We start from the raw sequence: 13,813 nt of genomic DNA on the forward strand, positions 1-13,813 counted from the left end.
TCGCGGTCGGCAGCGCCCAATAGCCAACATTGAGAGTCAAAAATGAACGACCGCGATACCTTGAGCGCACTGACCGACAAAGTCGCGCAGCTACGGCAGCATTTCCCCGGCAGGAGAATCGTGGTGGCGCGAGAGGGCTTTGCTGCTGTTTTTGAACGCTGCGAGATCGGAAAGGACGGAGTGATGATCACTGCAACGCCCATCGAAGCCGGGTCGAGGACCCTCGTGATTCCTTGGCACCCGGCGGATTACTATCTCCTCGTCGATGAGGCCCGGGCGACAGAATAAGGGGAGCGGAAACAGAAACGGCGCCAATGGCGCCGTGGGAAAATCCGTATTTCTGTAGGAAATTCCGCATCACGAAAGGGTAGAAAACCCGTAAAGCACTGATGCGAAAAAGAATTTTGGGGTGGCTGATGGGACTCGAACCCACGACGACAGGAATCACAATCCTGGACTCTACCAACTGAGCTACAGCCACCGTAGAGGTCATCAGCGAAGCGCTGATCGACGAAAAACAAGATTATACAAACTACTTTTCGTTATGGCTAGTATCCCGCACAAAATTTTTTCGAGGCCCGGCATCGTCACCTGCGAGGCGACCATTTCGCCTCCAGCAGCACCGCCTGCTTGATCGCTTCGATGGTTTCGGCCTCGGTGTCGTACTGTCCCAGGAGCCGGCGCGATTTTCCATTGAGCGCGTCTTCCTGGAGCGCCTTGCCCGCTGCCTCGTTCGTACCCAGCCGCCAGCAATAGCGGGCCGTCCATTTGCCGTCTTGCAACTGCTCAGCCACCCAAACCAACCGGAAGTCCTCGAACACGACCCCGAACGATGTCTGGTCATCCACCACAGCCACCTCATTCCAGCGATTGAATTGACAAAAACACGGCTTCGCTTCCATGTCGCCGCCGATCGTATCACGGTCGCCCGCACAATGAGACGCGGCCTTGCCCACCCGCTCCGGATATCCGATTCGAGCGTAGATATGCTCTACGCAGCCCCTACTGATGCAGGGTTCAATGGCTGCTCCGGCGCAAGGATACTTTTACGCGAGGGACATTGACCCCCCTCGACCTTCCCACCGGGCGGCCTCTCGGAGCGCCGCCTGCTTTTTTTGATTGAACAGCTTCTTTGCGCGGAACCCAGGAGTCCAGTTTTCTGCCAAACACTGCCGTGTATTAGCTTTGTGGAGGTGGTAGTGAAACAGATATCCGGATTGGCGATGACAGCGTTGCTGTCGATCATGCTGGCCGCATGCGCTGGCGGCGGGGCAGAAGGTGGCAGCTCAAGTATCACCACTTATGGCACGGTTGATGTCGGCGTCAGCCACACAAGCAAATAGTTGCCGCCGGAGGAACTCTGCCGTAACAGTTGCATCCAACAGCCTGCTCGGTACCAGTGATACGAAAAAAAAAGAGCCCGCAGCGCGGACTCTTAACTTTTGCGATCTCAAATGCCCTGAAGGCCGTTGCACTGTAACTGGCAGGCCGAGCCAGCACCATTCGGGTTAACCGAACGTCGTAAGCCGGGCGACAAAAAAAAGCCCGCAACGCGGGCTGAATAATCAGTTGAAGAAAGCCCTGTATTGGAGGGCAGGCACAGTGTAAGAAAGCGCCTGCCCTCGGCTAATTAGGGGAATCCCTTTCCTGGCGCGGCTTTCCGGGCAGTGGTCAGGCCCATGTGCGGCACGCGCTACCCGCAGACTCCCACGCATAAGTTCGGCGTTCGGAATTAGAGTGTTTCCTCCACAAGTTTCCTGGCACCGTTTGCAGTAATCGCCTATGCGGCCACGCGTTGGTTTGCCTCCGCGCGGTCCGAGGAATGCAGATGCGAACGCGCCTCTGCGAAGATCGCATCAACGTCACTACGCGAACGGGCTGCCGACATCCGTTTCGCGTCGGATAGCACGCGCCGCCAGCCACGGCCGCCCGCGATGCCGCGATAGAGGCCCAGCATGTGGCGCGTCACCGCCCCCATATATCCGCCGCGCTCCACCAGCTCGCCGATATAGCGCTGCATGGCAAGCTCCACCTCCAGCCGCGACCGCACCGGCGCATCGGCGTCGCCGTAGAAACGACCATCCATTTCAGCGAGCACATAAGGCTGGTGATAGGCTTCACGTCCGATCATCACGCCGTCGACATGCTCCAGATGGGCCGCCATGTCGTCGTAGCTGACGATGCCGCCGTTGATCAGGATTTCCAGTTGCGGGAAATCCTTTTTCAACTGGTAAGCCACTTCGTACCGCAGCGGTGGAATTTCGCGGTTCTCCTTCGGGCTCAGGCCTTTCAGGATCGCATTGCGCGCATGCACGATGAAGGTCTCGCAGCCGGCCTGCGCCACAGTGCCGACAAAATCGCGGACAAAATCATAGTGTTCAACCCTGTCGATGCCAATGCGGTGCTTGACGGTAACCGGGATCGACACAGCGTCGCGCATGGCCTTCACGCAGTCGGCCACGAGCTGCGGCTCCGCCATGAGGCAGGCACCGAACGCGCCCCTCTGCACGCGCTCGGACGGGCACCCGCAATTCAGGTTGACCTCCACGTATCCCCACTGTTGACCGAGGCGCGCAGCCACGGCCAGGTCCGCCGGTTCGCTACCGCCCAACTGCAAGGCCACCGGATGCTCCGCGGCGTCAAAGTCCAGATGCCGCGGCACGTCGCCATGCAGCAGCGCGCCGGTCGTCACCATCTCCGTATACAGCCAGGTGTGGCGGCTGAGTTGGCGATGGAACATTCGACAATGGCGATTGGTCCAGTCCATCATCGGGGCAACCGAGATGCGGCGTGGGCTTGGCTTCATGGGTGGATGAGTTGTTGCTGAGCGGAGGCGGCCGGCAAAGCCGCTGCAATACGCGCTCATGTGCCGGCCCAGGCAGTTCTGCGGGCACCGGCATCGGGTCTAGCGGGAAAGGACAAGAGTATAGGCCACAGCGCGCGTTTACGCTGCGACCCACGACCGCAAGGCGATTGCCGCCTCAACGAGGCGCTGCGTTGCGCTCGATCCAGGCAGCGTAAGCCGCGAGGTATTTGTCGAGGAATCCGCGCGTCGAGTCGTTCGCGAGTCCGCCCTGCTCGTTGAACAGCTTGTCCGCCCCGCCGATATAGGCTTCCGGCTGCTGCAGCACGGGCACGTTCAGGAACACCAGCGACTGCCGCAGGTGATGATTGGCGCCAAAGCCGCCAATTGCACCGGGCGAGACGCTGATGACACCGCCAGGCTTGCCGTCCCATGCACTGCTGCCGTAGGGGCGCGATCCGACGTCGATGGCATTTTTCAGCGGCGCGGGCACCGATCGGTTGTACTCGGGCGTGATGAACAGCACTGCATCGGCACGGCGGATACGGTCGCGAAAAGCGGTCCACTCGGGTGGCGGGCTGGCGTCGAGGTCCTGGTTGTACAACTGCAGGTTGCCGATCTCGACGATCTCCAGCTTCATCGATTGCGGCGCCAGGCCGATCAGCACCTTGGCCAGCTTGCGGTTGAACGACTCCTTGCGCAAGCTTCCCACCAATACAGCGACATCTCGAGGATTGCTCATCACGACTCCTTCAACTGTGTGGTTCGAATGAAGCGGAACAGCCCTGGCCCCATGAATCACATGGACTGCCTGGCGCCGATCCAGTCTTCACTCTACCCGAGTGGGCAGAGCCGCGCGGCGCACCTCTTTACTTGCCGAGGCTCGCCAGAGGATGATCTGCCGTGCGCCATGGGCTGTCGAAGAACGACAGCACTTTCTCGCGCTTTACCTCATCGATGCGCGCATCCTGCCAACGCGGCTGGTGGTCCTTGTCGATGGCCAGCGCACGAATGCCTTCCACGCCGTCGCCGTTGCGAAACACGTAGTGCATCATGTCGAGTTCCATGCGAAGCTCGTCATCCAGTGACATCGTGCGTGCGCGCCGGATCTGCTCCAGCGACACATGCAGCATCAAAGGCGAGCGACTGCGCAGCATCGCGGCCGTGTGAGCGGCCCAGTCGCCCGGCGCATCGCTGATGGCTGCCAGGATATCGACCATCGTTGCGCCGCTAAAGAGGTGGTCAATCTCCGCCGACAGGCCGGCGAGCTGACTTTGCGCCGGCACGCAGGCGTCACGATGCTGCTGCGTGAACGTGGCGATGTGGTCAAGCACGGCCTGGCCGTTGTCGAACGTTTGCGCACGCAGGTCATTCGCCACTTCAGCCAGCACATTGCCCGGCAGATAGGCATCAGCCAGTCCGGCATACAGGGCATCGGCCGCGTGGATCACGGTGCCGGTCAAGCCCAGGTATTCGCCGATGCGGCCCGGCGTGCGCGCCAGGAACCAGCCGCCGCCCACGTCGGGGAACAGCCCGATATTGGTTTCGGGCATGGCCATCTTGGTGCGGTCGGTGACGAGGCGCAGGCGCGCACCTTGCGAAATGCCCATGCCGCCACCCATGACCACGCCATCCATCAGCGCGATATACGGCTTGGCATAACGGTGAATCAGGAAGTTGAGAGCATATTCCTCGACAAAGAACTGGTCGAGCAGCGGATCGCCCTCATGCGAGGCCTTGTGGAAATAGCGGATGTCGCCGCCGGCGCAGAAAGCCTTGCCACCGGCCCCTGCCACCACCACGGCCACGACCTCAGGTGCATCGGCCCATGCACGCAGTGCCTGGGTCATGGCACGAATCATGTCCAGCGACAGCGCGTTGAGCGCCTGCGGCCGGTTCAGCGTCAGGTAGCCAATGCCACCCTGGACTTCCGTCGTCACGAAGTCAGTCATGTTGCTCTCCTACGCGAATGCAAGCCGCGATTCTACGCCGATCATTCTCGCGGGAACGCCTGCGTGTGCGGCATCCGCACACGCCTTTATGCCGCTGCGCCAACCCCTGCCCTGCGGCACGCCTTTATGCAAGCCTGAACGTAGACATCAGGACCATCAGTCGTTGCGCCTGGTCCTGCAGGGACGCAGCGGCCGCCGCGGCCTGCTCCACCAGTGCCGCGTTCTGCTGCGTCATGCCATCCATGTGCGAGACCGCCAGGTTGACCTGCTCGATGCCATTGGACTGTTCGTCAGACGCCGCGCTGATGTCGCGAATGAGCGCACCCACCCGCCGCACCGCATCGACGATGTCCTGCATGGCGCGGCCTGCGTCATCCACCATCCCAGTACCCTCGCGCACGTTGGCCACCGATTTGCCGATCAGCCCGCGGATCTCCTTGGATGCGCCCGCGCAGCGCTGCGCGAGGTCGCGCACGTCGCCGGCCACCACGGCGAAGCCGCGACCATGTTCTCCGGCACGCGCGGCTTCCACCGCGGCGTTCAGGGCAAGGATATTGGTCTGGAAAGCGATCTTCTCGATCACATCGATGATGTCGACGATCTTGCCGGAACTCGCGTCGATGGACTGCATCGTATGCACGACCCGCGCCACCGCTTCGCTACCACGTTCGGCAAGCGTGGTGGCTTCGTTGGCCAGCGTAGCGGCTTCGCGCGCACTGTCGGCGTTCTGGCGCACCGTACCGGTCAGTTCTTCCATGCTCGACGCGGTTTGCTCCAGTGACGCGGCCTGCTGCTCGGTGCGCTGCGACAAGTCCGCATTGCCACCGGCGATCTGTCGGCTCGCCGCGGCGATCGAATCCGCACCGCCGCTCACCTGGCCAACCATGGCGACGAGACTCGACTGCATGCGCGCCAGCATGCCCAGCATCCGGCTGGTTTCGCTGCGTGCCCGCTCATCGGCCATCACGCCGTCGTCGCCAGCCCTCCCGCTCAGGTCGCCGCCTGCCATGCGCTCGAAGTGCGAAATGGCAAAATCCAGCGGCCTGACGATGGACCGGCGCAGGCGCCATGCCACCATCGTGCTGAACGCCAGCCCCGCAACAAGCACCACCGCCGACCCGGCCAGAAGCATGCTGTAGCGCTGCTGCGATGCCTCATAGACCCGCCGCGCACCGGCGACCTGCGCACGATTGAGATCGGCACTGACTGCGGTGAAAGCGATGTCGAGCTTCGGGATGGTTTCGAGCACGGCGGTCATCATCGCATCGCGATCCCCCACGTTCAGCGCCGCAATCATCGGCGTGACCCCCTGCGAAAACAGCGCATCGCGCTTGGCCGTCACGTCCTGCGTCAGGCGCGCCTCCTCTGACGCGCGCGGCAATGCGAGGTAGGCCTTCCACGCAGCCTCCGAACTCTTCGCAAAGCCCTGCGCGGTCTCGGCGCGCGCTCGCGCGTCGGCGGGATCCTTGGCAAGGGTCGCCTGGTCCAGCAGCACGCGCACGAGCAGCTGGTTGGAACGGGCATCGGCCAGGTGCATGGCCGCGATCAACTGATGCTCGTAAATCTCGCGCGTGGCGTCATTGCTGCGCGACATGCCGATCATGCCCACTGCGCCGACGATGAGTAGCAGGATATTTGTGACGACAACCAGGAACCACAATCTGGCCCCGATAGTAGTGTTGCGAAACATGGGCTCTCCGGAGTAAAGGGACGACCCAGTCGGCCGTCCTGCTGGTCTACGGCGCGGCAAATCGTTCCTTGACCCTTGCGCGATGACACACAGAACTGACTTTCTTGTCGTCATTCGGCCCACGTGATTCCCTGCCTGGAGGAACCCTGCCGCGTAACTCCCGCGAGGCCCGCACACAAGGTCGCGTCTAGAGAGACCATCAAAAAAAACCGCGCCCTGAGGCGCGGTTTTTTTCAGCACGGCAGCGCTTATGCGCCTTCGCGGGAAGCACGCTTGCGCTCGTGCTCCTTCAGGTGGCGCTTGCGCAGGCGGATGCTCTTCGGCGTGAGCTCGACCAGTTCGTCGTCGGCGATGAATTCCACCGCATACTCGAGCGACATCTGGATCGGCGGCACCAGGCGCACGGCTTCGTCGGTGCCCGATGCACGCACGTTGGTCAGCTGCTTGCCCTTGATCGGGTTCACGACCAGGTCGTTGTCCCGGCTATGGATGCCGATAATCATGCCTTCGTACAGCGCATCGCCCGGCTTGACGAACATGCGGCCGCGATCCTGCAGCTTCCACAGCGCGTAGGCCACGGCATCGCCGTCGTCCTGCGAGATCAGCACGCCGTTGTGGCGCTCGCCCAGGCCGCCTTCGCGCACCGGCGCGTAGTCGTCGAAGATGTGGCTGATCAGGCCGGTGCCGCGCGTCAGCGTCAGGAACTCGCCCTGGAAGCCGATCAGGCCGCGGGCCGGAATACGGTATTCGAGGCGCGTGCGGCCCTTGCCGTCCGAGGCCATGTCGAGCAGTTCGCCCTTGCGGCGGCCCAGCTCTTCCATCACGCCGCCCTGGTGGCTGTCTTCGACGTCCACGGTCAGCAGTTCGTACGGCTCATTCTTGACGCCGTCGATTTCCTTGAACACCACGCGCGGACGCGACACGGCCAGCTCGTAGCCTTCGCGACGCATGTTTTCCAGCAGGATGGTCAGGTGCAGTTCACCACGGCCCGACACTTCGAAGATGGTGTCGTCGCCGGTATCGGCCACGCGCAGCGCCACGTTCGACTTCAGTTCGCGGTCCAGGCGCTCGCGCAGCTGGCGGCTGGTCACGAACTTGCCTTCACGGCCGGCCAGCGGCGAGGTGTTGACGCAGAAGTTCATGGTCAGCGTCGGCTCGTCGACCTTCAGCATCGGCAGCGCGTCCTGGGCGTCCGGCGCGCACACGGTGCAGCCGATACCCAGTTCTTCGATACCGTTGATCAGCACGATGTCGCCGGCTTCGGCTTCGGACACGATCTCGCGCTCCAGGCCCTGGAACTTCAGCACCTGGTTGATACGGCCCTTGATCGGGTTGCCTTCGGGGCCGAACTTGACCACCACGTCCTGCAGCGGCCGGGCGCGGCCACGCGAGATACGGCCCACGCCGATCTTGCCGACGTAGCTGGAGTAGTCCAGCGAGATGATCTGCAGTTGCAGCGGACCGTCGCGGTCGTCGTCACGCACCGGCACCTTGTCCAGCACGGTTTCGAACAACGGCTTCATGTCGCCGTCGCGCACATCTTCGGTCAAGCCGGCAAAGCCGTTCAGGCCCGAGGCGTAGATCACCGGGAAGTCGAGCTGCTCGTCGGTGGCGCCCAGCTTGTCGAACAGGTCGAAGGTCTGGTTGATGACCCAGTCCGGACGTGCGCCCGGGCGGTCGATCTTGTTGACCACCACGATCGGCTTCAGGCCCAGCGCCAGTGCCTTGCGGGTCACGAAGCGGGTCTGCGGCATCGGGCCTTCGACGGCGTCCACCAACAGCAGCACGCCGTCGACCATTGACAGCACGCGCTCCACTTCGCCGCCGAAGTCGGCGTGTCCCGGGGTATCGACGATGTTGATATGGGTGCCGTTGTACTCGACAGCACAGTTTTTCGCGAGAATCGTGATCCCGCGTTCCTTTTCCAGGTCGTTCGAGTCCATCACCCGCTCGGCAACCTGCTGGTTGTCACGGAAGGTGCCTGCCTGGCGCAGGAGTTGGTCGACCAGAGTGGTCTTGCCATGATCGACGTGGGCGATGATGGCGATATTACGGATGGCGCGGGTCATTGCAGCTCGCTGTGCAGAAATCTGAAGTAACCCAACATTATAGCATGTTGCAGCGCGGCACGCCTTGCTTCAAACCAGCCCCCATTGCGTGGTTATTATTTCAAAAACAGAAATGACGAATTTCCATCCTTGCGGATAGTTGAACACACACATATATTTGTCAGAGCAAAGATTGCAGAGGCAAATGATGTCACCGGACTCGTCCGCTACTTCTACCAGCGATTTGTTTGACCCTGAGCGCTACGTCATGTGCGAAAGCGTGGGCTATCTGATATCCCGCGCCAGGAACACGCTCGCCCACAGCATCGAGCAAGAGGTGAGCAATCTGGACATCACGCATGCGCAGGCGAGTTGCCTGACCATGATTTCTTCCGGGCGCGCCAGCACGGTCACTGATCTGGGCCGCGAACTGAGCACCGACATGGGCTCGATTACGCGCCTGCTGAGTCGCATGGAAAAGCGGGGGCTGATCGAGCGCACGCGCCGCGACGACGATCGCCGTGTGATCGACTTGACGCTGACGCCGGCGGGCCATGCTCTCGCCGCACAACTTCCCGCCATCTTTTGCAAGGTCATGGCCAGCCATTTCCGCGGTTTTTCGACGGAAGAAGTCGAAACGCTGCGCAGCATGCTGCGCCGGGTGATCTGCAACAACTCCGGCTAGCGCACCGGCACGTTTTCCGCTTGCGCCACCCATATCGAACCGAACCGATATCGATCCAGATTTCCAGCACGGCCTTTGTAGTCCGGTGCATCAACCATGAACCAAGCGCTCTCAAATCTTCCTTATAGCCCGTCGCGCGCACGCGCCCTGGGCCGCCGCGCCGGCACGCTGGCCTTGACGGTCGTGGCCGCGGCCGTGCTAGCCGGCTGCGCCGCCTTTGGCAATTCCCACAGTACGCAGACCATGACGGAAGCCAGCGCCCTGGCTACCGATCAGACCCTGCCGGCCGAACATGGCCAATGGCCGGGCATCGACTGGATCGATCAGTTCCAGGACCCGCAATTGCGTTCGCTCGTCGATGAAGCCGTCAAGGACAACCCGAATCTGCAGGTCGCCTTTGCGCGCGTGGAAGCGTCGCGCGCCATGGCTGACGTGACCCGCAGCGCGCTCTACCCGACGATCGGCTTCGGCGCCGACATCACGCGCCAGATCTTTTCCGAGACGGACTTGTTCGCCGGCACGCCGCTGGCGGGCCGCTGGTGGAACCAGTCCCACCTGCAGGCCAACCTGTCGTATGAATTCGATTTCTGGGGCAAGAACCGCTCGGCACTCGAAGCCGCGCTCTCGGACGACCACGCCATGGAGGCCGAAAGCCAGGCCTCCCGTTTGATCCTGACCACGTCGGTCGCCAGGGCTTACGCCCGCCTGGCCGCGCTCTATGCGCAACGCGACGTGGCCGAGCGCGCCATCACGCAGCGGCAGGACCTGACTTCGCTGTCGCAGCAGCGCCTGGCCGCGGGCCTGGACACCCAGGTGGAAACCACCCAGGCACGCGGCACGGTGGCGGCTGCCCGCACCGACCTGCAGCGCATCGACGAAGATATCGCGCTGTCGCGCAACCAGATCGCCGCGCTGCTGGGCAAGGGTCCGGACCGTGGGCTGTCGATCCAGAAGCCGGTCCTGCTCGCGCAGGCCACGCCAAAGGTGCCGGACGACCTGACCATCGGCCTGCTGGGCCGCCGCCCTGACCTGGTGGCCGCGCGCTGGCGCGTGGAAGCCAGCGGCAAGGAGATCAAGGTCGCCAAGGCGGAGTTTCTGCCCAATATCACGCTGACCGGCTTTGCGGGCCTGGCGTCGCTGCGCCCGGAAGACCTGTTCATGGGCATCAGCCGCACCATGGGCTTCGGCCCCGCGCTGCACCTTCCGATCTTCGAGGGCGGCAAGCTGCGCGCCAACCTGAAGGGCAAGTACGCGCGCTACGACATTGCCGTCGCAAGTTACAACCAGACCCTCGTCGACGCGCTCAAGGAAACCGCCGACACGATGACGAGCATCCGCAGCGTGGACAACCAGATCAGGACGCAGCGCGAAGCGCTGGACCTGGCCGAACACGCCTACTCGCTCGCCACGATGCGCTACAAGGCCGGCCTCGGCACGCAACTGACCGTGCTGAACGCCGAAAGCAACGTGCTGCAGCAGCGCCGCCTGGCGACCGACCTGCAGGCCCGCCGGCTGGACCTGCAGATGGCCCTCATGAAAGCCCTCGGCGGCGGCTACGAAGAACCGCAGGAAGGCGGTGAAGGCCACACCCCCGCCGCTGCGGCAACGAACCAGACAACCAGCCAGACCGGCGCACGCGGCTGATCCGCGCGCCCGTCATCGCAGAACAGATTCACGAGAGACCAACATGAGCGACAACCAGCAAGCCGGCCACTCCAATACTCCGGCGGCATCCGTCAACAACAATGGCAAGCGCAAGCGCCTGCTGCTTTCCCTGACCGCGGCCATCGTGGTCGCAGGCGTCGGCTATGGCGTGTACTGGGGCCTCTATGCGCGGCACTTTGAAAGCACCGACGATGCCTACGTCGCGGGCAACGTCGTGCAGGTGACTCCGCTGGTGGGCGGCACGGTGGTGTCCATCGCCGCCGATGACACGCAGCTCGTCACGGCCGGCCAGCCCCTGATCCAGCTCGACCGCGCCGATACGCAGGTGGCGCTGGAACAGGCCGAGGCCCAGTTGGCCCAGGCGGTGCGCGAAGTGCGCACGCTCTACGTCAACAACGGTTCTCTTGCGGCCAATGTGGCGCTGCGCGAGGCCGACGTCGCCAAGGCGCGCGATGACCTGCGCCGTCGCCAGGCCATCGCAGGCTCGGGCGCGGTGTCGAGCGAGGAAATCTCCCACGCGCAGGCCGCGCTGCAAGGTGCGCAGTCGTCCCTGCTTGCGGCACGCGAGCAACTCGCCTCGAACAAGGTGCTGACCGACCAGACCACCGTCGACAAGCACCCGAGCGTGCAGCGCGCCGCGGCCAACGTGCGCTCGGCTTACCTGTCTTACGCGCGCTCGGCGTTGCCCGCTCCTGTGACCGGCTATGTGGCCAAGCGCTCGGTGCAGGTTGGCCAGCGCGTGGCCGCCGGTGCGCCGCTGATGGCCATCGTGCCGCTGGACCAGGTCTGGGTCGATGCCAACTTCAAGGAAGTGCAGATCACGCATATGCGCATCGGCCAGCCCGTGACCCTCGAAGCCGATGTCTATGGCTCGAAGGTCAAGTACACCGGCAAGGTCGAGGGATTCTCGGCCGGCACCGGTTCCGCGTTCTCGCTGTTGCCGGCGCAGAACGCCACCGGCAACTGGATCAAGGTGGTGCAGCGCCTGCCGGTGCGCATTGCGCTTGACCCGCAGCAACTGAAGGACCACCCGCTGCGCGTCGGCCTGTCGATGAACGTGACGGTCGATGTGCGCAAGGAAGAAGGCGCCGCCATGGTCAGCACCACCGCGGCCAAGCCGATGCAGACCGACGTCTATGACAAGGTCGCACAGGACGCCGACCAGCTGATCGCGCGCATCATCGCCGTGAACAACGGCGGCCGTGCACCCGCCCCTGCCGATGCCGTACCGGCCAAGGGCGCACCGGTGCGCAACCTCCCGGCCGACGACGCAGCGGCCAGCGCCGCCGTGGCGCGGCCCTCGAACCGCGGCTGATCATGGCGGACGCACTGACCGTGGGCGAACGCGCCGGCGCCGCGCCAAAGCCGCCGGCACGGCCGGCGCATACGCAGCCGCTTACCGGCGGCAAGCTGGTGGTCGGCACCATCGCGCTGTCGCTGGCCACGTTCATGAACGTGCTCGACTCGTCGATCGCCAACGTGTCGATTCCGGCCATCTCCGGCGACCTCGGCGTGGCGCCGAACCAGGGCACATGGGTGATCACGTCGTTCGCGGTGGCCAACGCCATTTCCGTGCCGCTGACGGGCTGGCTCACCACGCGCTTCGGCGCGGTGCGCCTGTTCATCACGTCGATCCTGCTGTTCGTACTGTCGTCCTGGCTCTGCGGCGTGGCGCCCAACCTGGAAACGCTGCTGGCCGCGCGTGTGCTGCAGGGGGCGGTGGCCGGGCCAATGATCCCGCTGTCGCAGTCGCTGCTGCTGTCGAGCTACCCGCCGCAAAAGAGCACCATGGCGCTCGCGCTGTGGGGCATGACGACGCTGGTGGCGCCCATCATGGGGCCGCTGCTCGGTGGCTGGATCTCGGACAACATGACCTGGCCGTGGATCTTCTACATCAACGTGCCGGTGGGCTTGCTGACCGCCTACGCCACGTGGACGATCTACAAGGACCGCGAAACGCCGACCAAGGTGCTGCCAATCGACCGCATCGGGCTGTCGCTGCTTGTGATCTGGGTAGGCTCGATGCAGCTGATGCTCGACAAGGGCAAGGAGCTCGACTGGTTCCATTCGCCCGAGATCGTGGTGCTCACGCTGGTGGCGGTGCTGGGCTTCCTGTTCTTCCTGGTGTGGGAGACCTACGAGAAGCATCCGATCGTCGACATCACGCTGTTCAAGGGCCGGAACTTCAGCTCGGGCGTAGTGGCGATCTCGGTGGCGTATGGATTGTTCTTCGGCAATCTGGTGATTCTGCCGCTGTGGCTGCAGACCATCGTTGGCTACACGGCCACGGATGCGGGCATCGTGATGGCGCCGGTGGGCATCTTCGCGATCCTGCTGTCGCCGGTGATCGGGAGGAACCTGCCGAAAATGGATGCCCGCTGGGTCGCCACGGCCGCATTCGTCACATTCGGCATCGTGAGCCTGATGCGCGCGGGCTTCACCACGCAGGTGGACACGCGCACGCTGATGATCCCCACGCTGATCCAGGGCGCTGCCATGGCGATGTTCTTCATCCCGCTGACGTCGATCATCTTGTCGGGCCAGCCGCCCGACAAGATCCCGGCCGCATCGGGCTTGTCGAATTTCGTGCGGATCACGTTCGGCGGCATCGGTGCGTCGATTTCCACCACCGTGTGGGAAAACCGCACCGCCCTGCACCACGCCCAGCTGGTGGAGAAGATCAATCCCTACAATCCGGCCTACTCCGATCAGCTTCATCACCTGATGCAGATGGGCATGAGCCAGGCCCAGGCGGTGGGCCTGATGGAACGCAACATCAGCCAGCAGGCGGCGATGCTTGGCGCCAATGACATCTTCTGGATTTCGGGCGTCCTGTTTTTCGTGCTGATCGGCTTTGTCTGGCTGACCAAGCCGGCCAAGGGCGGTGCCGGGGCGGATGCGGCAGCCGGCGCACATTAACGGAAACTGTTATCAGCAAAAAAGGCCACGCACTGGGAAGCGCGTGGCCTT

General features: G+C 63.5%; 12 protein-coding genes and 1 tRNA gene. 6 read left to right on the plus strand and 7 right to left on the minus strand.

Annotation, left to right across the window (positions count from 1 at the left end; genetic code table 11):
- The first annotated feature begins 42 nt into the window (after window positions 1-42).
- A complete protein-coding gene (locus ACIGJB_RS09780) occupies window positions 43-288 on the plus strand; it encodes a hypothetical protein (protein WP_483729671.1) in 246 nt (81 codons plus the stop codon).
- Window positions 289-405: 117 nt separating this feature from the next.
- Here the strand turns inward: ACIGJB_RS09780 and ACIGJB_RS09785 are convergent.
- Together ACIGJB_RS09785 and ACIGJB_RS09790 are read right to left on the minus strand one after the other, a co-directional pair.
- A tRNA-His gene (locus tag ACIGJB_RS09785) sits at window positions 406-481 on the minus strand.
- Between the two features lie 106 nt (window positions 482-587).
- Entirely contained in the window at window positions 588-902 is a 315-nt protein-coding gene (locus tag ACIGJB_RS09790; protein WP_483729672.1) for a hypothetical protein, read from the minus strand.
- A gap of 297 nt (window positions 903-1,199) precedes the next feature.
- Between ACIGJB_RS09790 and ACIGJB_RS09795 the strand changes: the two genes are divergently transcribed.
- Window positions 1,200-1,343, plus strand: coding sequence for a hypothetical protein (locus ACIGJB_RS09795; protein WP_483729673.1), 144 nt, complete (start codon window positions 1,200-1,202; stop codon window positions 1,341-1,343).
- Window positions 1,344-1,780: 437 nt separating this feature from the next.
- On the opposite strand, the gene dusA is transcribed toward ACIGJB_RS09795, so the two are convergent.
- From dusA to typA, 5 genes are all read right to left on the minus strand, one after another.
- On the minus strand, window positions 1,781-2,806 hold the full coding sequence (gene dusA, locus ACIGJB_RS09800) for a tRNA dihydrouridine(20/20a) synthase DusA (RefSeq protein WP_483729674.1): 1,026 nt from the start codon (window positions 2,804-2,806) through the stop codon (window positions 1,781-1,783).
- Window positions 2,807-2,981: 175 nt separating this feature from the next.
- Complete coding sequence (locus ACIGJB_RS09805) at window positions 2,982-3,545, minus strand: NADPH-dependent FMN reductase (protein ID WP_483729675.1); 564 nt, start codon at window positions 3,543-3,545, stop codon at window positions 2,982-2,984.
- 127 nt (window positions 3,546-3,672) lie between these two features.
- On the minus strand, window positions 3,673-4,755 hold the full coding sequence (locus tag ACIGJB_RS09810) for an enoyl-CoA hydratase/isomerase family protein (protein WP_483729676.1): 1,083 nt from the start codon (window positions 4,753-4,755) through the stop codon (window positions 3,673-3,675).
- Between the two features lie 124 nt (window positions 4,756-4,879).
- Window positions 4,880-6,445 (minus strand): methyl-accepting chemotaxis protein, encoded by a 1,566-nt coding sequence (locus ACIGJB_RS09815; protein WP_483729677.1) that lies wholly within the window; start codon window positions 6,443-6,445, stop codon window positions 4,880-4,882.
- 248 nt (window positions 6,446-6,693) lie between these two features.
- Window positions 6,694-8,514 carry a translational GTPase TypA gene (gene typA / locus ACIGJB_RS09820; protein WP_018309183.1) on the minus strand — a complete coding sequence of 607 codons (1,821 nt, stop codon included), beginning with the start codon at window positions 8,512-8,514 and terminating at the stop codon, window positions 6,694-6,696.
- Window positions 8,515-8,701: 187 nt separating this feature from the next.
- On the opposite strand from typA, the gene ACIGJB_RS09825 reads away from it, so the two are divergent.
- The 4 genes from ACIGJB_RS09825 to ACIGJB_RS09840 all read left to right on the plus strand — a co-directional run bounded on the left by ACIGJB_RS09825 (window position 8,702) and on the right by ACIGJB_RS09840 (window position 13,762).
- On the plus strand, window positions 8,702-9,178 hold the full coding sequence (locus ACIGJB_RS09825; RefSeq protein WP_483732303.1) for a MarR family winged helix-turn-helix transcriptional regulator: 477 nt from the start codon (window positions 8,702-8,704) through the stop codon (window positions 9,176-9,178).
- A 96-nt stretch (window positions 9,179-9,274) separates the two neighbouring features.
- Window positions 9,275-10,822, plus strand: a complete 1,548-nt coding sequence (locus ACIGJB_RS09830; RefSeq protein WP_483729678.1) for an AdeC/AdeK/OprM family multidrug efflux complex outer membrane factor — start codon at window positions 9,275-9,277, stop codon at window positions 10,820-10,822.
- Window positions 10,823-10,865: 43 nt separating this feature from the next.
- Entirely contained in the window at window positions 10,866-12,158 is a 1,293-nt protein-coding gene (locus tag ACIGJB_RS09835) for an EmrA/EmrK family multidrug efflux transporter periplasmic adaptor subunit (protein WP_483729679.1), read from the plus strand.
- 2 nt (window positions 12,159-12,160) lie between these two features.
- On the plus strand, window positions 12,161-13,762 hold the full coding sequence (locus tag ACIGJB_RS09840) for a DHA2 family efflux MFS transporter permease subunit (RefSeq protein ID WP_483729680.1): 1,602 nt from the start codon (window positions 12,161-12,163) through the stop codon (window positions 13,760-13,762).
- Window positions 13,763-13,813 lie beyond the last annotated feature (51 nt).

It is taken from the genome of Cupriavidus sp. C2SS-8b (assembly GCF_057073745.1).

Bases quoted from the DNA above. Each gene is read 5' to 3' on its own strand.
- ACIGJB_RS09780 (WP_483729671.1), top strand. From the start codon at position 43: ATGAACGACCGCGATACCTTGAGCGCACTGACCGACAAAGTCGCGCAG.
- ACIGJB_RS09790 (WP_483729672.1), bottom strand. From the start codon at position 902: ATGGAAGCGAAGCCGTGTTTTTGTCAATTCAATCGCTGGAATGAGGTG.
- dusA (WP_483729674.1), bottom strand. From the start codon at position 2,806: ATGAAGCCAAGCCCACGCCGCATCTCGGTTGCCCCGATGATGGACTGG.
- ACIGJB_RS09805 (WP_483729675.1), bottom strand. From the start codon at position 3,545: ATGAGCAATCCTCGAGATGTCGCTGTATTGGTGGGAAGCTTGCGCAAG.
- ACIGJB_RS09810 (WP_483729676.1), bottom strand. From the start codon at position 4,755: ATGACTGACTTCGTGACGACGGAAGTCCAGGGTGGCATTGGCTACCTG.
- ACIGJB_RS09815 (WP_483729677.1), bottom strand. From the start codon at position 6,445: ATGTTTCGCAACACTACTATCGGGGCCAGATTGTGGTTCCTGGTTGTC.
- typA (WP_018309183.1), bottom strand. From the start codon at position 8,514: ATGACCCGCGCCATCCGTAATATCGCCATCATCGCCCACGTCGATCAT.
- ACIGJB_RS09825 (WP_483732303.1), top strand. From the start codon at position 8,702: ATGTCACCGGACTCGTCCGCTACTTCTACCAGCGATTTGTTTGACCCT.
- ACIGJB_RS09830 (WP_483729678.1), top strand. From the start codon at position 9,275: ATGAACCAAGCGCTCTCAAATCTTCCTTATAGCCCGTCGCGCGCACGC.
- ACIGJB_RS09835 (WP_483729679.1), top strand. From the start codon at position 10,866: ATGAGCGACAACCAGCAAGCCGGCCACTCCAATACTCCGGCGGCATCC.
- ACIGJB_RS09840 (WP_483729680.1), top strand. From the start codon at position 12,161: ATGGCGGACGCACTGACCGTGGGCGAACGCGCCGGCGCCGCGCCAAAG.